The sequence below is a fragment of the Bacillus sp. SLBN-46 genome, from assembly GCF_031453555.1.
Lineage (GTDB): Bacteria > Bacillota > Bacilli > Bacillales > Cytobacillaceae > Neobacillus.
Genome location: NZ_JAVIZM010000001.1, coordinates 2,770,314 through 2,789,949, shown reverse-complemented (window position 1 = coordinate 2,789,949; position 19,636 = coordinate 2,770,314). Strand labels below are relative to the sequence as shown.

Here is a 19,636-nt window from a genome sequence, read left to right as displayed (position 1 = left end):
TGCATCTTAATCTTATTTTACAGACCTGAAATAGGCATTGCACCTTACATTTTGTTAAATGGTGCATGCATTTGATTATCCATTATGTAAAAAGTGGTGCAGATAACTTCTTGTACATTTTCTGAATACTTTTTCAATTTAACATAAGCATACTAAAAAAAATGTAAAAATAAATCGAATTGTCAATTTTTCTTACATGGTTTTTTCTCGACATCATTTTACAAGTGAAAAAGCATACCTTGAGAAAGGTATGCTTAATTGGTTATTTCATTTTGATAATATTTAGCAAGCTGGATGATCATAGCTCCCATTCTTTCATGCTCTGGGACAAGGACCCTTTCAATCCCTTCCTCTTTCAGCGCTTCTAAAGTAACTTTTCCAACAGCAACGGCTAATACATGATGACAAAAGGCCTCAGAGATCTCATTATGAAGATTATTCACTCTCGCATAATCAAAAAGGGAACGTACTTGGGTAGCCGTGGTAAAACATACTGCGTGGCAATCGTTGTTTTGTAATTCTTGACATAATTTTTGAACAGTCTCCGTCTCTGGGGCAATGTGTTGATAAGGAAGAATTTTTTGTACAAAAGCACCGCGCTCCTCTAGAAAGTGAGATAAACCCGGTGCTGTTTCACCATGTAACTGGACCATGACTTTCTTACCGGAAAAATCAAAGTTTTGTAAAGCACGTATTAATCCCGTTGTCGTTCCGTCTTCATCGATATCCTCTGGGACAATCTCCATCTTTTTAAGTGCTGCAAGTGTTTTATACCCTCTTGAAGCAACCTTTGCCCCACGTACAATTGATAGAAAGTCATCTTTATATCCCAGCTTTTCAGCGATCTTGACCATTGTTTCAAGACCTATGCCTGTTGTAAAAACAACCCAATCTGCACCGTTTTTAATAAATTCAACTAAATCAGGCTCTACTTGCTTCTCAGCTAAAAATACTGTTCCCTGTAGGGAGCGTACAAGAGGAACTCCACCTTGTTTTTCAATTAATGTCTGTAATTCTTCAAGTTTTCGCGAACTACCGATGACAATTCGCTTACCAGCTAATGCCTTCTTCATCGTAATTTTGTCCTTTTTGCGATTTGTTGAATTTCATCGGAACGATATATATGTATCCCCATATTTTCTATTGCAGCTACTTCTGCCATGGCAATTGCTACTTTTTGCGCTTCTACTGCACTATATTTCCTTAATGGTCCAACCATTAGGTTGTTAAATAAACTACTTACTTTTTCTGCTATTTTTTCTCCCAAACGGAATTCCCCCCTATCACCTAACAACAAGGATGGACGAAAAATATGAAGAGAAGGTAAGTCCATCTTTTTTAGCGCTTCCTCGACGTCCCCCTTTACTTTATTGTAAAAAAAGAGTGATTTTGAGTTAGCACCCATCGCGGTTACTATAAGAAATTTTTCAACCCCTTGCTTACTAGCTAATTTCGCTGCTTCAACTGGATAGTCATAATCCACCTTACGAAAGGCTTCCTTTGTTTTTGCTTTTTTAATAGTGGTTCCTAAACAGCAAAATACATTAGAAACTTGAAATAACTCTTCTTCGTTTTCCAAATGATCGAAATTAACCACGTGCGGTTCACAAACAGGATTGATAATTTCAATAGGTCTTCGAATTAACAACACTATTTTTTCATATGTATTTTGTTCAATTAAGGTTTCTACTAATACTTTCCCTACGAGCCCACTTCCGCCTAAGACCAATGCTGTTTTTCCTCGATTATTCACTTTAACTCCCCCTTCATCATCATTCTCCCATTTCTTTTAACAAATTCCAACGGCTTTTTTACGATTCTTTGGACATACTTTATGAAGTGGAAACTACATAAAAGGAGGAATGTAAGTGGGAAATGAAGAGCACTTCAGTGATTTTATTAACCATGTTTCCATCCAAGCAAAAATGGAGAATGTCTGGAGTTATACATGTGGCTCTTGGGAAAATTGTAATGTGGAAACCATTCAATCTTTCTTGTCTCAGTGTATGGAATATAATATTGACCCGCAGTTTTGCATGAACTGGGTGGAGCAGCATCAGAATGAAATTCCTAATTGGTCAGCTGTTTCTGAAACCTCCCTTGGCTGGGTAAATCAGCATACATCAACTGGTTCAGCTATTTCTATTTCAGAACAAGACTTAAGTTAAAAAGGGAAAAGCATGACAAATTCACAAAACATTCGTTTGTCATGCTTCTTTCATTAATGAAGTACAAGAGTATAGCATATTAATTATTTTGCTTTTTCAAGACAGGATATAAGTCTCTTTTCAATATCGAGTGCAATTTGTCCAAGGTTTTCATCTGACACCATGCTCATTAATGCAGACGGCTTAGGCATTCCTATTTTCGTTTGGTTCTCATCCCTATAAACAACGATTTTACACGGTAGAAAATAACCCACTAAATTATTTTCCATCAATACTCGTTTTGCTTCATGAGGATTGCAGACCTCTAGAACAATAAATTCCTTTTCAAGGTCTACCCCTTTTTCTTTCAATTTTTCTTGTATATTAAAACTCCACAGCACACCAAACTTCTCGTCTTTTAAAGCTTCCTCCACAGCCTTAACTGCTTCAGTAAGTGATTTATTGGATTCAACGGTATAATGAAACATATGGCTATTCCCCCCCTTTTCCACTATCTCACAGCACAGCGATTTGGCCCAATTTCCATTTCTCTTTGTTTTTCTTCATCAGGTGCTATTTTCCCCATATTAGTTTCACGGATCTCTTGATATGAATTAGGCTGTGGGGGCAGGTTCTCTGTCACTGTTTTTCTAAACTCTGTCTCGTTTTTAATATTTAAACCGTGATTTTCTTTATATAAGGTACCAAGTTTTTTAGAGATACTTCCATCGTCATTCATCTCGTTTATACCCATATAATGTGCCGGTAAAACCAAAAGTTCATCAGGAAGGTCCTTATAACGATTGTATAGAGTATTCCGTAAATCTCCCACCCAGTCCTCCGCTTTACCAGCTAAGTCAGGACGTCCAATAGAATCAATAAATAAAATATCACCAGTTAATAAGTATTGATTATCAACGAGAAATGATGTACTGCCAATTGTATGACCAGGAGAATATATCGCCTTAATAGTGGTTTCACCTATGTTGTACTCATCTCCATCATTTATAGGTGTAAAATCAAAAATTACTTCTTCCGCATCTTTTGGTGGTAAAAAGTATGTTGCTCCATGATTTTCAGCAAGCCTTCTTCCACCAGAGATATGGTCTGCATGGAGATGAGTATCCAAGACATGAGTCAGCTTAATATTGTGTTCATTTATATGTTGTTCGTATGGCTCGAGCATTCTATTTGTATCAATCATAGCACTGGTTCCATGTGATTCAACCAAGTAAGATAAACATCCTTTTCCTATTCGCACAAATTGATATATAGCTCCACCATTTTTTAAATCTCCTATCTTTATGGGTTCTAAATGTTCACTGTAGGCCTTCATTCCGCCTTCAACGCTGTAAACCATTTGTGAATCCCGCTTCTGCTATTTGCTCTGCAACAAATTCAGATGAACCACCTTTTGCACAAACTACATAGATAGCAGTACCTTTAGGAAGTTTATCTACGATAGAGTCTACTCCTTCGAGTAGATCAAAATATGGTGCATTAATGATATGAACATTCTTCCCCTCAATTTTCCAATCATCAAAGTCATCTGTATTTCTAGCGTCGAGGATAAAGACTTCTTCATGATTCAGTATTTTTTTTGTTAATTCTTTTACTGTTACTGTTTTAACTGCAGCTTGATCTGACATATCTGCACCACCATTTCTAATCTCTTTTTAGAAGGTAAGAGTGACATCGGCATCCTTAGCAAAAGTTAGGAATGTCACAGCTCCGCCTACATCTATTCCTTCAACAAAATGCTCTTTTTCTAAGCTCATAACATCCATTGTCATTTGACAAGCTATCATCTTGACACCCATTTCTGTTGCCATTCCAACCAGTTCATGAACTGGTGGAACATTCGCCTTTTTAAAGCCTTCTTGAAAATGTTCAGTTCCAGCAGGCATCGGTAAATTTTTATATCCTTCTTTGTGAATAAGATTTAACCCTTCAAAAGTAAAAAAAATACACACTTCTGCATCTGTTGCTGCAGCTGCTGTTGCGATATTAAACACCTTATATGCATCAAACATACCACCATTTGCTGCGATTATAGCTACCTTCATTTTCGTTCCTCCTATTTAGTTGCTTTTATTAATTGGTCCAGTCCAATCTTTCATACCTGGGACAACATTCTTTACATTACCGAACCCTTTTCCTGCTAGTTGTTGGGCTGCTAAATCACTGCGATTACCAGAGCGGCAAACTATATGAAGATGATCTTCTTTATTTAATTCCTCAAATCGTTTTTCTAAATCACCTAATGGTATATTAATCGCTCCAGGTATATGACCAAAGGCATACTCAGCTGGCTCTCGAACATCCAAAACAGTTACTTTTTCATTTCCTTCAAGCTTCTTTAACAAATCATCTAAGGAAACAACATCTGGATGCGTGGTCTCACTTTTTTCCTCTTCAGCACTGGCTTTTCGAAGGTAATGTTTAAGGATATCCCCTTCCTCAATTGTTCCAAGGTATTGGTTCCCAGTACTTGTTGCCCATGCTTTTAAATCAGCTGTAGACCCTTTATCCGTAGCTTGAATTTCTAATACCTGACCAGGTTCTAATGTAGTCATTTCTTTTTTAGTTTTTACAATAGGCATTGGACAAGCTAAACCCTTTGCATCCAAAACTTTATTGACATCCATTGCTTACACCCCTTTCGTACATATTATCTTTCAAAAACTCCAATCAATGCCTTTCTATTATTTCCACCAATTTCACTAAGCCATTAAGATATTTTGTGATAATTATCACAGCAGAACTGTTTTATTTACGTTAGTATACCTATAAGGGTATATAAAAAGGAGGAAATATCCATGGCTAAAAAAATTGTTATTATCGGTGGAGTAGCTGGAGGAGCAACTGCTGCAGCACGTTTAAGAAGATTAGATGAATCATCAACAATCGTTCTGTTTGAACGTGGAGAACATATCTCGTTTGCCAATTGCGGTCTGCCATATTATATTGGTGAAACCATTAAAGATCGGAAAAAGTTACTTGTCCAAACGGTGGAAGGAATGAGCAAGAAATTCAACTTAGATATCCGAAATTTAAGTGAGGTTGCTGAAATTAATCGAGACAAAAAAACCGTAACGGTTAAGAATCTAAAAACAAATGAAGTATACGAAGAAAGTTATGATACCTTGGTACTTTCACCTGGTGCGAAGCCAATATTCCCACCAATAGAAGGAATAAAGGATTCCACAAATATCTTTACACTAAGGAATATTCCTGATACAGATAAAATTAAAAACGCTGTTGACCAACAAAACCCTCAAAAAGCAGTTGTTGTTGGTGGTGGTTTTATTGGTCTTGAAATGGCAGAAAATCTTGCCGAACGAGGAATTGAAGTAACAGTGGTTGAAATGGCAAATCAGGTCATGGCTCCACTTGATTATGAAATGGCTTCAATTGTTCACGACCATTTACGTAACAAAGGCGTCATCTTGATTTTAGAAGATGGTGTAAAAGCATTTAAGGAACAAGGCAGCATAATTGAACTTACTAGTGGTACTAAATTAAACTCTGATTTAACCATTTTATCTATTGGTGTAAGACCAGAAAATCAACTTGCAATTAATGCTGGTTTAAATGTCGGAGACCGCGGTGGAATTCAGGTTAATGAATTCTTACAAACAAATGATGAGAATATATTTGCTATTGGTGATGCTATTGAAGTAACTGACTATATTAACGGCAATGCTGCGATGATTCCACTTGCAGGGCCTGCTAACCGTCAAGGACGAATTGTTGCCAATAACATCTATGGGAAAGCTGAAAAATATAAAGGAACTCTCGGAACATCCATTGCGAAAGTTTTTGATATTACAGTTGCTGCTACAGGTAATAATGAGAAACGGTTAAAGCAGTTAAATGTAAACTATCAAGCCATTCATATTCACCCAGCATGTCATGCTAGCTACTACCCTGGTGCGGAATCTATTGCTTTAAAATTGTTGTTTGATCCAAGTAATGGAAAAATCCTTGGTGCACAAGCTGTCGGCAAAGATGGTGTGGATAAAAGGATTGATGTCATTGCAACTGCAATAAAAGGAAACCTAACTGTTTTTGATTTAACCGAAGTAGAACTATCTTACGCACCGCCATATTCTTCTGCCAAAGACCCTGTAAATATGGCGGGATATGTGGCTTCCAATATTATCGACGGAGATGTTGCAACAGTTCAATGGCATGAAGTTGATGAAATTGTCAAAAATGGCGGGTTACTCATTGATGTTCGTGAGCCAAATGAGAGAGAAAATGGATTTATCAAAGGCTCAATCAATGTACCACTTGGTGAAATTAGAGAAAAACTTCATACTTTCCCTAAAAATGAAATCATTTATGTATCTTGTCAGGTAGGATTAAGAGGCTATTTAGCAGCAAGAATTCTTACTGAGAATGGCTTTAAAGTCAAAAATGTAGATGGTGGTTGGAAAACTTATTCATCTGTATTTAATCAAAAAAAGAAGACTAATGCTACAGTATTGTAACAATTACTCCAAGTTATATTCTTAAATTATTATAAAATAAACCTTGTAGGTAATATAGCATTGGAGGAATTAAAAATGAAAAAATTAGTGACAGGAGCATTTACAGCCGTTTTGCTACTTGGGTTAGGTACTGGTGTTATGGCAGCTAGTGATCAGATTGCATGTAAAGTTGGTGATTTTAAAGAAATGCTCCCATTTATGCAGGAGAAGCATCCTGAATTAAATGAAAAGCAACTTAAGGAAATGCATAAGGACTGTGCTGCAAAAATGAAAAAAGAAACGAATACAGATTGTATGATTAACAAATAATTTACAAAAAAAAAAGCACATCAAAAGTGCTTTTTTTTGTCTTTATGTAAATTATTACTTTAAAACATTAAAAAATAGGCTCCAAATAACAAAGTAATAAAAATAATTAAGATACTAAGTGTTATGATATATTTTTTGGAAGCTGTAAAGGTTTGCTGATTAATTGTGGTAACCTTTCTCAAATATACAATTGTCGCCATTAAAATAGTAACAATTCCTAGTCCTACAGAGGCGATCCCTATTAAGTTTGCTAAAAGATCGCCTATCGGGGAGAGACTAGACATCATATTAAAATGTAAATTTGTTACTAAAAAGCCAACACCAATTATTGCGATAGCTGTTCGGATCCATGCTAAATATGTCCGTTCATTTGCAAGATGCTGTTGAATATATTTTGAATCTACTGTCTGCTTAATTTCTTGTTCCTTTACTTCTTCCTTGCTCATTATATCCCTACTTTTTGTTTAATCCACACTTTGTAATAGTTCAGTCATCATTTCTTTATCCATAGGACCTACAATCTTTTTCCGGATAACGCCTTTGGTATCAATAATATAACTGGTTGGAATAGTAACAGCCTGATATGTTTGTCCAACTTGTCCTTCGCTATCAAGTACGATTGGGAAAGTTAAGCCATAATCTTTCACGAATGCCCCAATATTATCACTGCTTTTTTCTGAAGTAGTTAAATTAACAGCTAAAATTGTTACTTGATTATTTTTTTGTTCCTCATAAAACTCCTGCATATGCGGCATCTCAGCTTTACATGGTGGACACCATGTGGCCCAGAAATTTAATATTACTTTCTTCCCTACCATATCAGAAAGCTTTACTTCTTGTCCATCCAAGGTTTTTAAACTAAAATTCGGTGCCTTATTCCCTTCCTGCAGCCCTATTTCTAGATTCTTTGATGTTGTTGCAGCTTCCTTCACCTCACTACCTTTTTCTGTTTTATTTGACGACGATAATGAGGTATCATAAATTCCCCATCCAATTAAACCAATTAATGCAATTACGATCATTAAATTTTTCTTATTCAAAATCGCCACTCCTTTGGTATTAAAATAAAATACAGAATGATAAGTGTGAATGTACCTACTAGTAAATGGTATAAATCATTTTCATCTAAGGCAAATAAGAAAGTAAAATGATAACAGCTAAGAACGGTTAAACTGAAGATAAGAATAGTTTGTAAAATAAGCCTACTTGAAATCTTAATTTTCTTATTCTTATAAATAAAATACATAAGGGAAATGAGTGTCGCTATTACTAGCCCCTTAGTGCCTCCAGTAAAATAAAGGATTGAGATAGGACTTTTTAAAATAAGCTTTGGTTCTAATAAAATGAGACTGACCTTCCAAACTAAAATTAAGACAAAAAGGCTGTTTGTTAACGTATCAAAAATTTTTTTACTCTTTTCTTTCATTTGTGTTTTCTGTAACCACCATTTAATTACCACTAGCCCTATTAGGATACCTGAACCAAGCAATACCCATTTAAGCATAATGGATAGTGAACCTATTTGGATTACATTCATTTATCTAGCCTCCACAAGCAAATGATTTTACCACCAAATACTCCCCCACCATATCATTTTAATATTCCCATTTAAATGTTAAGAAACTGTTAAGAAAGGGATAATAAAAAAGAGGCTATTATTAGCCCCGTCAATAAATTATAAAATATCTATCCAAATTTTCACTGCAGTTGAAAAGATCAAGATTCCTAAGATTACTTGTAAAACCTTTGTATTCATTCTTTTACCAAGTTTAACACCTAATGGTGAAGCAAGGAGACTTGCAACTACCATGATGAGAGATGGAATAATCTCTACCTGTCCTGTCGATATTTTACCAACTGTTGCCCCAATAGAGGAAATGAAAGTTATCGCTAAAGAAGATGCAATGGTCATTCTTGTTGGGATTTTTAAAACAACAAGCATAATTGGAACTAATAAAAATGCCCCACCTGCTCCAACAATTCCTGCTCCAATCCCCACAATTAATGCAAGAGATGCTGCAAGCCACTTATTGAATTTTACTTGTTCCATAGGAATCTCATCGATCCCTTTTTTAGGAACAAACATCATTATCACTGCTAATAATGCTAGGACTCCATAAACGATATTAATTCCGCTTTCCGGCAGAAGTGTAGAACCAAATCCACCCACAAAGCTTCCAATTAAGATACTTATACCCATATAAGCAATTAATGTTTTATTAAGGTATCCGCCTTTTCGGTATGCCCAGACCCCGCCGATTGTCGCAAAGAATACCTGTATCGCAGTAATACCTGCTACATCGTGAGCTGTAAAATGGGCTACACCAAGAGCAGCTGGGATAAGCAATAGCATTGGGAAATTAATAATGGCACCACCGATTCCTAACATACCAGAAATAAATGAGCCTACAAAACCAATTAAGAATATGGTAATGACAAAATCGATACCCATTTTTTTACTCCTCCTAAAAAGGGAACCAGTAAGGTTCCCGCTATTTTTATCCCTTTTTAATCCAGAATTTTAATACACTGCCTTCTTCTTCATGTTTTAATAATTCATGGCCACCTGATTTTGCCCATGCAGCAAGATCATTTTTTGCACCTTTATCAGTAGTATGAATTTCTAAAATTTGACCAGGCTCAAGTTCGTTAATTGCTTTTTTTGTCTTTACAATTGGCATAGGACATGCCAGACCTTTTGCATCTAAAACCTTAGTTACTTCCATTTTATAATACCTCCGATTTTTTTATTGTGTTGTTTCTACGTTTCTTTTTCTTTTTATCTTACTGCACAACGATTTGGTCCAATTTCCATTTCGCGTTGCTTTTCGACGTCAGGATTTATTTTTCCCATATTGGTTTCACGAATCTCCTGATACGCATTTGGTTGTGGTGGTAGATTTTCGGTAACTAATTTCCTAAATTCAGTTTCATCTGCAATATTTAAACCATGGTTCTTTGCAAATAGAGTACCTAACTTTTCGGATACACTGCCATCTGCATTCAATTCATCAATGATCATAAAATGAGCAGGTAACACAATCAATTCTTCAGATAACTCTCTATAACGCTTATAAAGACTTTCTCTTAAGTCAGTGACCCAATCCTCTGCCATACCTGCAAGATCTGGACGTCCAATAGAATCAATAAATAAGATATCTCCAGATAGTAAGAATTTTCCATCTACAACGAACGATGTAGAGCCGATGGTATGACCTGGTGAATACAATGCATGAATATTAATAGTTGTGCCCCCAATTGTAACATCATTGCCACCTTCTAAAGGCTGATATTCGAATGTTACTTCTGTTGCATCTTTTGGAGGTAGCCAATACGTTGCATTTGTTTTCTCAGCAATCACACGACCACCAGAAATATGGTCTGCATGTAAATGTGTATCGAACACATGAGTAATTGTTGCATGAACACTATTGGCGAAATCAAGATAAATGTCAGTCATTCGTGTTGCATCAATAATTGCAGCTTCACCTTTTGAAACGACCATGTATGACAGGCAGCCCTTACCAATACGTACAAATTGATAAATCTCTCCGCCATCTTTTAAATCTCCAACCTTAACTGGCTCTAAGTGTTCACTCCATGCTTTCATCCCACCTTGAAGATAGGAAACAGTTAAACCTTCTTCTGAAAGCATCTCTGCTACCATAACAGAAGAGCCTTCCTTAGCACATACTACTAATACCTCTTTTTCAGTTGGAATCATATTTAAGATTTCTTCTACTCCATCAAGCAATTCAAAATATGGAATATTTAAATACTCAAAATTTTCCCCTTCAATTTTCCAATCTTGAAAATCACTTTCGTTACGAACATCAAGAATAAATAATGATTCCTTATTAAATACCTTTTTCGTTACCTCTTTTGAAGTCATCGCATTAACTGTCATGCTTGTATTACCCCCTACGGTATATTAGTTTTCAAAAAAAATAAATAATTTTTTGTGTGGGGGCTATTAAGCCCCAATAAATTAATTGTTTAAGCTTGTTGTTTTACCAGTCCACTCACTCATACCTGGTACTACATTAAAGATTGTATTAAAGCCCTTTTCTGCTAATTTTTGTGCTGCAAAGTCACTTCGATTACCTGTTCGGCAGACAACAAAGATTTCAGCATCTTTACTTAATTCATTCACTCTGTCATCCAATTCACCCAAAGGAATAGAAATTGCATTTGGAATATGGTTAAACACATATTCTGCCGCTTCTCTTACATCGAGTACGACAATGTTCTCATTTGCTTCTAACTTCGCTGCAAGCTCTGCATTTGAAGTTACATGAGGATGTTTTCTTTCGACTGCTTCCTCGTTAGAAGAAGATTTTCTTAAATAATGTTTAAGCACATCGCCTTCTTCAATTGTTCCTAAATATTGATGACCTGAGCTTTTAGCCCAAGCTTTAATATCAGCTTTCGAACCCTTATCAGTTGCCAATACTTCTAACACTTGGCCTGCTTCTAAACCGGTCATAGCCTTTTTTGTCTTCACGATCGGCATTGGACATGCTAATCCTTTTGCATCTAAAACCAAATCAGTTTTTAATGATGTCATGATTGCCCTCCTGTTAATTACCCTAAAAGGTATAAAATTAATTGAAATCTATTAATCTATTAAATAAACAAGTTTACATTGCCATCTTCAGCATCAGCTAAATACGCTGCTACACCTGCATATTCAATATTCTCTAAAAGTTCTTCTTGCTTTAGACCTAATAGGTCCATCGTCATCGTACATGCGACTAACTTTACATCTTGTTCTTGCGCCATTTCAATTAATTGTGGTAATGGCATTGCATTGTGTTTTTTCATAATGTCTTTAATCATTTTTGGACCAAATCCTGCAAAATTCATTTTAGATAGTCCCATTTTATCTGCGCCTCTTGGCATCATCTTAGCAAACATCTTTTCAATAAAACCTTTTTTAACCATAATATTTTCGTCTTTACGTAATGCATTTAATCCCCAAAATGTATGGAAAATGGTTACTTCATGGTCATAGGCAGCTGCTCCGTTTGCAATGATGTATGCCGCCATGGCTTTATCATAATCTCCACTAAACAAAACAATTGTCGTCCTTTTCTTTTCCGTCAAAATAATTCCTCCTGATATATAGTTATTTTTACCTATACCTGTACAGGTATTTGTTTTCCTAAAAAAAATTATCCCTTTTTAATCCAGAACTTAAGTACCTCTTGATCTTCTTCAAAATTTAATAGCTCGTGTCCTCCGGATTTCGCCCAAGCAGAAAGGTCGTTTTTCGCACCTTTATCAGTTGTATGAATTTCTAATACTTGACCAGAGCTTAGTTCATTTATTGCTTTTTTTGTTTTTACTATTGGCATTGGACATGCTAACCCTTTAGCATCTAAAATTTTATCTGCATTCATTATATATATATTCTCCTTTGAGGTCGTTTTTTAATATTTGAGGTTGTAATTGTTATCAACATTACCCCTATGGGTATATTACTAAATAAATATGAATGTGTCAACACTGTGAATTATTTTTATCTGCTCTTGACAAGTAAATTTACTGCATCTTTTATTAAGACATTTGTTTGCTCGCCATTTTTTTCGGCATCAAGCACACATTCCACTAAATTCGAGCTAACAATTACCCCAATTGTTCTATCTACGGCTGAGCGCACTGCCGACAATTGAGTAATAACCGCACGACAATCTTTATCTTCTTCCATCATTTTCAAAATTCCTCTAAGCTGGCCTTCCATCCGTTTAATTCTATTTTTCATTTGATCATTGTATTCCATATGATACACCTCCATTTACTTATTGTTGAGTTTATGTGAAATGCTTACGTTTTGAACAATAATGATGTAATAGGAATTATATTATACCTCCGCAGGTATATTTGTCAATATTGTGAACATCCTATTTGTTAATATTCATCTCGGAGAAAAAATAAATGTAGAGTAATTGAAGTAAAGTTTATATTACAATAAAAAAGAAACAGTGTACTCACTGCTTCTCTTTTTGTAAACCTATTTAACTAAGCTCATGATTGTTTCGGGGTCGAATCCTAATACCCATTGTCCATTAATTTCTGTTTGCGGAACACCTAACTGTCCAGTTGTTTGAACTAGCTTGTTAGCAGCTGCTTGGTCCATTTGAACATTAACTTCTTTGTAAGCAAGGCCTTGTGTGTTTAAGAAATTTTTTAACATGGTGCAATACGGACAAGTATTGGTTGTATAAACCGTAATTTGATTCATTTTTACCTCTCCTTTATTAAAAATATTTACTAACTGCTTTAATAATAAGGTAAATGCCTCCTACCAGGAGCCATACTAACGTTCCAGGTCATATAGGAATAGGTATTTTTCCTTTTTTCCCATCGTTCCCAGACGTATTATGTCGGCTAATACCTCAAGAACCCGTTGTGGTACAATCCACCTGTTTTTTTGGTTCATCCTGCATAGTACAGCCACCTTTCGATTAATGTGTATGATGAAGGGCACATCGGTTTGGCCCAATTTCTAACTCTTGTTGCTTTTCAGCTGAAGCAATGATTACACCTCGGTTAATTCCCACAATGTCTTCAAAGTTTGGTGGTGTTTCACTATTAGCATTTGCTACAACCATTTCAACAAAGTCTTCTTTGGCTTTGTTTCTCATCATGTCATTTCTTGACCGTATGTTGCCTAATGTTTCTCCTACAAAGCCTTCACTATTCATTTCATCATCAAGATTAGCATAATGACCCGGCAGTACTACAACATCATCAGCGATAGCTGCAACCTTTTCATACACAGTCTCATATAGGTCCTCTGCCCATTCTGCCACTTTTCCACCTAAGTCAGGACGGCCAAGGCCACCAACAAAAATTGTGTCACCAGAGAAAAGAAGTTTATTATTGACTAAAAATGAAACACTACCAGGGGTATGACCAGGTGTTTTCACTGCAAGTACTTCAAGACTTACTCGTTCAAATTCAATGTTTGTAAAATCCTCGAGTGCATTAAACGAAAATACTGCTCCTTCGCTTTTCATTAGGTAATATTGTGCACCAAGACGCTCAGCTAACTCTCTACCACCTGAAATATGATCTGCATGAAGGTGTGAATCTACAATGTGAGTGATTTTTACACCTTCATTAAAAGCAACTTTTTCATATACATCAATAAATCGTGAAGGGTCAACTATAAGGGCTTCCTCACCGGAAACAACCATATAAGATAGACAACCCTTACCTACGCGGATAAATTGATATACCTTTAAATCTTCATCCTGATACACCTTGGCTTGATACAAATATTCGCTCCAAGACTTCATACCACCTGATAAGTAGGAAACTTGTTCAAGTCCTGCTTCTGCTAAGCTTTCTGCAACAAATACAGATGATCCTTCTTTGGCACAAACTACAAGAATTGGCTGATCTTTTGGTAGTTGATCTAATATCCCGTCCACACCATCAATTAAATCAAAATATGGGATATTTATACTTGTAACAGCTTCTCCTTCTATTTTCCAATCATTATAGTCAGATTCATTACGAACATCCAATATGAATAATGGTTTTTTATTTACTGTCATATCCGCTACTTCATTTGCTAGCAATGCTTTTACAGTCATCCCTTTAATTACCCCCTGTGGTATTATTTTTCTTAAAAATTTTTAATGTTTTTTTTTATAATATCTGATTGGTTTAAATCTCAACTTCGCCTTCCCAAGCCATCATTCCGCCGTCCATGTTGGTAACATCAAATCCGTAACTTTCTAAGAACATGGTAGCTTGTGAGCTTCTTGCTCCTGAGCGACAAACAATAATATACTTTTGCTTTTTATCAAGATCTGGCATTTTAAACTCAACTAATCCTAAAGGAATGTTAACTGCGTTTGTGATTTTACCAGTTGCCACTTCTGCTACTTCACGAACATCAATAATATTTAACTTTTCACCATTTACTAATTTTTGTTCCACTTCTTTAGCTGTAATACGTTTCATCTGTCATTTCCTCCTAATTTTTAATTCCAGGCGCTCATGCCGCCCTTTACATTTGTAATTTGTTTAAAACCTAATTTTTTTAGAATTTTTGAAGCTTGTGTACTTCTCATTCCACTTTGAAAAATAACTATAACTTCTTTATCTTTTGCTAATGTAGCTGCTTTAGTAGATAATTGATCAAGTGGAATATTCTTAAATCCTTTAATATTCCTGCCTTTAAACTCCATTGGCGTACGAACATCAATGTATTGCTTGTTCTTGTCACCAAGTTCATCTTTCAATTGGCCGGTTGTTATATTGCGTACTCCTTTTACAGGAATAAGCCTCCAAGCAAAAAATCCAACCAATAATACTATCATGATTATGGTGCTTGTACTCATTACCACTCATCTCCTTAATTTTTAATCCCTAGATATCTAGGGAACTTCAAATACCTGTAGGGGTATATTAACAAAGAAAAAAATTCATGTCAACACTTTTTATTTTCTACTTCTGACTAAAAGCTTTACAGCATCATTGACAATTTCATCCTTGTTGCTTGCATCTGCTTGTTCAATTAAACAATACTTAAGGTTTTCACTTACAATGACTCCAATTGTATGACTAATGGCAGAACTAACGGCAGATAATTGATTAATAACTTTCTCGCAATCCTGGTGTTCCTCCATCATACGTAAAACACCTCTAATTTGACCTTCTGTTCGTTTTAGCCTATTTTTTGTTTGTTTATCATACTCCAATGCTTATCCCTCCTTTTTTCATCCAAAATTATAAAACCGTGAATGGAAAATTGCCTTTTCTTTAAAAAACGGATGGCCAGATTTTTTTCAATTGAATCTGAAGCAATTATTAGAAGCTTTTTCTTAGGTATTTCTTTGTAGTACCTCTTTAAGTAGGCGTATGGTAAGTTTACCGAGTTCGGAATCACGTCTTTTGAAGATGTTTGATAATCTCTTAAATCTAGTAACACAAGTTCGCCATGATCAGAAAAATTTTGTACTGATGAAATTCCAATGACAGGAACATATCTTTGATATATAGATACAATTATTAACGCTGCAATAATCCATGTTATAACCATTGAGTAACCTCCAAGATGTTTAATACTAGAACAATTGTATACCCTTAAGGGTATTTTGTAAAGTGAATATGTTTTACCAATTTTCATATTGAAAATTAATTCACAACTACTTTCTTATCTTAATAATAAATTAAGGTTGGATATTTATCATTAAGACATACTAATAAATATTCTAGTGAGGTAATTACAAATGTTAAAATTAATTCTATCATTATTTCTTGCAATCGATGTCATCGGTTTACATCCCATTCAATCAGAACTAGCTCAGGCCAATGAAGAACCGCAGGCAAAAACTGAACAGGAAAACGGGCAAAAACAAGAAACGGAAACCGCACAACCTACATCCGCCAAACAACAGAATGAAATAACTGATACAGACCCCAATATACAACTTGCAGTAATTAGTGATACTCATATCTCAACTAAGAATAATGATACTGTAAAAAAGTTTGAGACAGCACTAAAAGATTTAAACAGTGTGGCACCTGATTATGATGTCCTTGCCGTTGGCGGAGATATGACAGATCACGGTCTGACTCAAGAATATGATTTGTTTAAATCTATCCTAAATGCAAATATAAATCAGAATGCTGATACATTTTTTGTAATGGGAAATCATGAATGGATGGAGAAAAAAGTGAATCGTGCTTCTAAAGTGACTGATTCAAATCTAATATCAAGATTTGTGAATGAGATGAATGTTCCTGGACTTTATTATGATCAGTGGATTGGAGGATATCATTTTATAACGATTGCCGGTGAAAAATCAGAAGCTACCATGTTAGCAACATACAAAAATGAAGATGATGCAGATTCAGCTTACATTTCTAATAAGCAATTTAAGTGGTTAGAGGAAACTCTACCTATTCATTCAGAAAATAACAAACCAATTTTCATCTTCCTTCACCAGCCAATTACAGGTACCGTTTACGGAAGTGAATGGGGAGCTGGACTTGAAGATCAAAAAATACTAGCATTGCTTAAAAAATATCCACAAGTGATTCTTTTTAGCGGACACTCTCATTATCCATTAAATGATCAAAGTAGCATTGTTCAAGACGGAGTTACGATGGTAAATACGAGTGCGGTAGCTTATACCTATACTAAGGGTACAGGTATAAATACAACCCAATCTCAAGGCTATGTAGTTAATGTTTTTGATAACCGTGTAGAATTTATGGCTCGAGAGTTTAGTAATGGTACGTGGATCAAAACGGTAACCATTCCAATCTCACAAACTAACCAGCTAAAATAGCTGGTTAGTTTTTTAAATTTGTCCTACATTAACTGCTTCCACTAAATTATTTAGGAATTGATAAATTACTTGGAACGCTTCATTTAAGGTCATATCTTCCTTAAAACCTTCAACATAATTCAAAGCAAAGTTTAAATTCCATAGGCCATCGTCTTGACTAAACATCAAATCAAATTTGGCTTCATTTCCATGTAAAGTTGTATTTAAATGTTCCTTTAATGTTTTATCGAATTTCTTTTGAAGCTTTAGCCCTAACATCACGTCATAGGTTCCAAACACATCATCAACCTCTAACGAAACAGCTTCTACTCTAATCGCTTCAAACCAATTTGACTCTAGATAGATAAACTCATTATTATTCTTTTTCAAATAAGTGAGTGGTTGAGTTAAAAAAGTCCCTGTTTCAACCTTTATCATATTTTCTGTTTCTTTATCACATCGTTCAATATAAGCATCTGAAAAATTCACCATATAGCATCCTCCTAAAATAACTTCCATTACTAATATTGAGTATTTTTTCCCTAAAAAGCAAATATAGGATAGTCTAAATATAATAAAGTAGGGAAACCTCTCACGAGGCTTCCCCCTTATCAAACCGCACGTGCCCTATTAAGGCATACGGCTTACCAACATGTTACATTGAATACCTTGTTTTACCCTGTGCACAGTTAATCATTTGGACTCTTTTGGCTGTGAAGTAAACCTCTCCACGTTCTTTGGCTCTTTGTAGTTTTCTTTTATATTTCTTTTCTTGTTTTACCTTCATGTACTGAATGTAGTCCTCAATGGTATGTCCATATTGCTTTCCATAATAATATTGAAATGCTGGAACTAATCCAATCCTCGCAAAGAACTCTATTCCCCATTTTGTTTTCATCTTATGCCCTTTGTTTTGACTTGGATGGTCATGTATCATTGCTACTCTTAGTCTTCTTCTTATATAGCTATCTATGGCTAATAAGTTATCTCTGAAAACGTTGAAGAAACATGAAAATTCTCTTCCATACTTTTTATTCTCGTTTATCGCATTCCAAAGTGTTAAAAAGTAATTTACTTTTCCCCGTATTACTTGATTCACACGTTCAACCCACATTTCTTTGCTAAAAGTTAGGGATTTCATTGTTTTATCCTTTATCTTTTGGCGAAAGTCTTTCCATGTAGAATCCTTTGGTTTAGCTATGTAGTATGGTTTTCCATCTCTCTTCCTTTTCCTCCAGTGCTCAAAAGTGAATCCAAGGAAATCAAAATCATCATGGTTAAAATCGACGATTTTCGTTTTCTCGATGGAGATCTCAAGCCCTAATTCAGCTAGCTTTTGTTTTGTTATTGATTCTGCACGCACAATTTCCTCTTTTGTTTTGGCAAATAAGAGGAAATCATCGGCATATCTGACGAAGTGAATTCCATGGGTTTCAAGTTCCCAATCAAGTTCATTTAGAAAGAGATTCGCAAGTAATGGTGAAATCACACCCCCTTGCGGGGTTCCTGAGTCTACTTTGTGATACTTTCCTTCTTCCATGTAGCCCGCTTTAAGCCATTTCCAAATTAGATCGAGTATAGTTCCATCAGCTATATATTTATTAAGTATCTTCATTAACTTTTTATGAGGAATATTGTCAAAGAATCCCTTAATATCACAATCGTAAATATAATTGTAACCACTCTCGATATTCCAAGTAATGATTTGCATTACTCTTTTAGCTCCAAGATTTGGACGATAGCCGCATGACCATTTATGGAAAATGAGTTCTTCACATTTAGGTTCAAGTACATTAACCACAGCTTGCTGAACGATACGGTCTTCAATATTTGGTATCCCCAGTGGACGAAGTTTTCCGTTCTTTTTGGGAATATATTTTCTTCGTACTGGTGACGGGGTGTACTCTTTAAGTCTTAATTTCTGGAGTAACTGCTTGAGATTCTTTTCTTCGTTACTTGCGTAACTTGTGACTGTTTCTCCATCTATACCTCCAGCCCCATTATTGCTCTTAACCTTTTCCCAAGCTGTTTTTAGCTTTCTATCGAAGAGAATTTGTCCATATACACTGTGCCATTTGAACTTTAGTTCTTGATTCAATGCTTATTCCACACCTTTCATTGTGCACTTCCAGTACGTTTTTACCGAGGTAACGTATACTGTTATCATTACACACTTTTATAAATGTAGAGCCACGAGGTCGCTCCCCCTTCCGTTCAGATTACGTTTGGTCGCAATCTTACTTCCGTACTATGAGGGCGTCTGACTTCTCCACTTGTATTGATAACTTCGGATTTCCCTTATATATCAACACCTAAAGTTAAAGTGGAGACCTCACGGGGTCATCGCACTTTCCTTCTGAACATACCCAGCACCATCACTTGATAAGCCCTC

Annotated in this window: 27 protein-coding genes and 1 pseudogene; 4 read left to right on the top strand and 24 right to left on the bottom strand. The window is 35.5% G+C overall.

Translation table 11 applies throughout. The features are described from left to right. Positions 1-254 precede the first annotated feature (254 nt). Together QFZ87_RS14405 and QFZ87_RS14400 are read right to left on the bottom strand one after the other, a co-directional pair. Entirely contained in the window at positions 255-1,073 is an 819-nt protein-coding gene (locus QFZ87_RS14405) for a uroporphyrinogen-III synthase (RefSeq protein WP_309862463.1), read from the bottom strand. After that, positions 1,070-1,753, bottom strand: coding sequence for an oxidoreductase (locus QFZ87_RS14400; RefSeq protein WP_309862460.1), 684 nt, complete (start codon positions 1,751-1,753; stop codon positions 1,070-1,072). Before QFZ87_RS14400 ends, QFZ87_RS14405 begins: the two co-directional genes overlap by 4 nt. A gap of 115 nt (positions 1,754-1,868) precedes the next feature. Here QFZ87_RS14400 and QFZ87_RS14395 point away from each other — a divergent pair, with 115 nt between their 5' ends. Beyond that, positions 1,869-2,168, top strand: a complete 300-nt coding sequence (locus tag QFZ87_RS14395; RefSeq protein ID WP_309862455.1) for a hypothetical protein — start codon at positions 1,869-1,871, stop codon at positions 2,166-2,168. An 83-nt stretch (positions 2,169-2,251) separates the two neighbouring features. Here the strand turns inward: QFZ87_RS14395 and QFZ87_RS14390 are convergent, their stop codons facing one another. From QFZ87_RS14390 to QFZ87_RS14375, 4 genes and pseudogenes are all read right to left on the bottom strand, one after another. Then, positions 2,252-2,635: a DUF302 domain-containing protein gene (locus QFZ87_RS14390; RefSeq protein WP_309862451.1), complete on the bottom strand. Its 384-nt coding sequence runs from the start codon at positions 2,633-2,635 to the stop codon at positions 2,252-2,254. A 23-nt stretch (positions 2,636-2,658) separates the two neighbouring features. Then, positions 2,659-3,796 (bottom strand): annotated as a pseudogene (locus QFZ87_RS14385) (MBL fold metallo-hydrolase). Positions 3,797-3,823: 27 nt separating this feature from the next. Further along, positions 3,824-4,213 (bottom strand): DsrE/DsrF/DrsH-like family protein, encoded by a 390-nt coding sequence (locus tag QFZ87_RS14380; protein WP_309862448.1) that lies wholly within the window; start codon positions 4,211-4,213, stop codon positions 3,824-3,826. Positions 4,214-4,228: 15 nt separating this feature from the next. Next, a complete protein-coding gene (locus QFZ87_RS14375; RefSeq protein ID WP_309862445.1) occupies positions 4,229-4,795 on the bottom strand; it encodes a sulfurtransferase TusA family protein in 567 nt (188 codons plus the stop codon). 171 nt (positions 4,796-4,966) lie between these two features. Between QFZ87_RS14375 and QFZ87_RS14370 the strand changes: the two genes are divergently transcribed. Next, on the top strand, positions 4,967-6,643 hold the full coding sequence (locus tag QFZ87_RS14370; protein WP_309862442.1) for a CoA-disulfide reductase: 1,677 nt from the start codon (positions 4,967-4,969) through the stop codon (positions 6,641-6,643). A 75-nt stretch (positions 6,644-6,718) separates the two neighbouring features. Next, positions 6,719-6,952 carry a hypothetical protein gene (locus QFZ87_RS14365; RefSeq protein WP_309862439.1) on the top strand — a complete coding sequence of 78 codons (234 nt, stop codon included), beginning with the start codon at positions 6,719-6,721 and terminating at the stop codon, positions 6,950-6,952. 59 nt (positions 6,953-7,011) lie between these two features. On the opposite strand, the gene QFZ87_RS14360 is transcribed toward QFZ87_RS14365, so the two are convergent. The 16 genes from QFZ87_RS14360 to QFZ87_RS14285 all read right to left on the bottom strand — a co-directional run bounded on the left by QFZ87_RS14360 (position 7,012) and on the right by QFZ87_RS14285 (position 16,010). Beyond that, positions 7,012-7,398: a YidH family protein gene (locus QFZ87_RS14360; RefSeq protein WP_309862437.1), complete on the bottom strand. Its 387-nt coding sequence runs from the start codon at positions 7,396-7,398 to the stop codon at positions 7,012-7,014. A gap of 18 nt (positions 7,399-7,416) precedes the next feature. After that, positions 7,417-7,995, bottom strand: a complete 579-nt coding sequence (locus QFZ87_RS14355; protein ID WP_396133970.1) for a peroxiredoxin family protein — start codon at positions 7,993-7,995, stop codon at positions 7,417-7,419. Beyond that, the gene (locus QFZ87_RS14350; RefSeq protein WP_309862431.1) at positions 7,989-8,489 is read right to left on the bottom strand and encodes a hypothetical protein; all 501 of its coding nucleotides are present in this window, start codon (positions 8,487-8,489) and stop codon (positions 7,989-7,991) included. The genes QFZ87_RS14355 and QFZ87_RS14350 overlap by 7 nt, the downstream gene beginning before the upstream one ends. Positions 8,490-8,627: 138 nt before the next feature. Next, positions 8,628-9,404, bottom strand: a complete 777-nt coding sequence (locus QFZ87_RS14345; RefSeq protein ID WP_309862428.1) for a sulfite exporter TauE/SafE family protein — start codon at positions 9,402-9,404, stop codon at positions 8,628-8,630. A gap of 46 nt (positions 9,405-9,450) precedes the next feature. Continuing rightward, on the bottom strand, positions 9,451-9,678 hold the full coding sequence (locus QFZ87_RS14340) for a sulfurtransferase TusA family protein (RefSeq protein WP_309862425.1): 228 nt from the start codon (positions 9,676-9,678) through the stop codon (positions 9,451-9,453). Between the two features lie 53 nt (positions 9,679-9,731). Continuing rightward, a complete protein-coding gene (locus tag QFZ87_RS14335; protein ID WP_396133923.1) occupies positions 9,732-10,859 on the bottom strand; it encodes an MBL fold metallo-hydrolase in 1,128 nt (375 codons plus the stop codon). 81 nt (positions 10,860-10,940) lie between these two features. Beyond that, a complete protein-coding gene (locus QFZ87_RS14330) occupies positions 10,941-11,519 on the bottom strand; it encodes a sulfurtransferase TusA family protein (RefSeq protein WP_309862423.1) in 579 nt (192 codons plus the stop codon). 59 nt (positions 11,520-11,578) lie between these two features. Beyond that, complete coding sequence (locus QFZ87_RS14325) at positions 11,579-12,058, bottom strand: DsrE/DsrF/DrsH-like family protein (protein WP_309862420.1); 480 nt, start codon at positions 12,056-12,058, stop codon at positions 11,579-11,581. A gap of 68 nt (positions 12,059-12,126) precedes the next feature. Then, positions 12,127-12,354 carry a sulfurtransferase TusA family protein gene (locus QFZ87_RS14320; protein ID WP_309862418.1) on the bottom strand — a complete coding sequence of 76 codons (228 nt, stop codon included), beginning with the start codon at positions 12,352-12,354 and terminating at the stop codon, positions 12,127-12,129. A 119-nt stretch (positions 12,355-12,473) separates the two neighbouring features. Continuing rightward, complete coding sequence (locus QFZ87_RS14315) at positions 12,474-12,734, bottom strand: metal-sensitive transcriptional regulator (protein ID WP_309862416.1); 261 nt, start codon at positions 12,732-12,734, stop codon at positions 12,474-12,476. Between the two features lie 231 nt (positions 12,735-12,965). Then, complete coding sequence (locus QFZ87_RS14310) at positions 12,966-13,196, bottom strand: glutaredoxin family protein (RefSeq protein ID WP_309862414.1); 231 nt, start codon at positions 13,194-13,196, stop codon at positions 12,966-12,968. 223 nt (positions 13,197-13,419) lie between these two features. Continuing rightward, positions 13,420-14,556 (bottom strand): MBL fold metallo-hydrolase, encoded by a 1,137-nt coding sequence (locus QFZ87_RS14305; RefSeq protein WP_309862411.1) that lies wholly within the window; start codon positions 14,554-14,556, stop codon positions 13,420-13,422. A 73-nt stretch (positions 14,557-14,629) separates the two neighbouring features. Continuing rightward, positions 14,630-14,929, bottom strand: coding sequence for a rhodanese-like domain-containing protein (locus QFZ87_RS14300; protein ID WP_309862408.1), 300 nt, complete (start codon positions 14,927-14,929; stop codon positions 14,630-14,632). Between the two features lie 20 nt (positions 14,930-14,949). Further along, entirely contained in the window at positions 14,950-15,309 is a 360-nt protein-coding gene (locus QFZ87_RS14295; RefSeq protein ID WP_309862406.1) for a rhodanese-like domain-containing protein, read from the bottom strand. A gap of 99 nt (positions 15,310-15,408) precedes the next feature. Beyond that, positions 15,409-15,669 carry a metal-sensitive transcriptional regulator gene (locus tag QFZ87_RS14290; RefSeq protein WP_309862403.1) on the bottom strand — a complete coding sequence of 87 codons (261 nt, stop codon included), beginning with the start codon at positions 15,667-15,669 and terminating at the stop codon, positions 15,409-15,411. Further along, positions 15,636-16,010: a sulfurtransferase gene (locus QFZ87_RS14285; protein WP_309862398.1), complete on the bottom strand. Its 375-nt coding sequence runs from the start codon at positions 16,008-16,010 to the stop codon at positions 15,636-15,638. Before QFZ87_RS14285 ends, QFZ87_RS14290 begins: the two co-directional genes overlap by 34 nt. Positions 16,011-16,200: 190 nt before the next feature. Here QFZ87_RS14285 and QFZ87_RS14280 point away from each other — a divergent pair, with 190 nt between their 5' ends. After that, the gene (locus tag QFZ87_RS14280; protein WP_309862396.1) at positions 16,201-17,265 is read left to right on the top strand and encodes a metallophosphoesterase family protein; all 1,065 of its coding nucleotides are present in this window, start codon (positions 16,201-16,203) and stop codon (positions 17,263-17,265) included. A 12-nt stretch (positions 17,266-17,277) separates the two neighbouring features. Here the strand turns inward: QFZ87_RS14280 and QFZ87_RS14275 are convergent, their stop codons facing one another. Then, positions 17,278-17,736, bottom strand: a complete 459-nt coding sequence (locus tag QFZ87_RS14275) for a branched-chain amino acid aminotransferase (RefSeq protein WP_309862393.1) — start codon at positions 17,734-17,736, stop codon at positions 17,278-17,280. Positions 17,737-17,899: 163 nt separating this feature from the next. After that, positions 17,900-19,342, bottom strand: a complete 1,443-nt coding sequence (ltrA, locus tag QFZ87_RS14270; protein ID WP_309861704.1) for a group II intron reverse transcriptase/maturase — start codon at positions 19,340-19,342, stop codon at positions 17,900-17,902. Positions 19,343-19,636 lie beyond the last annotated feature (294 nt).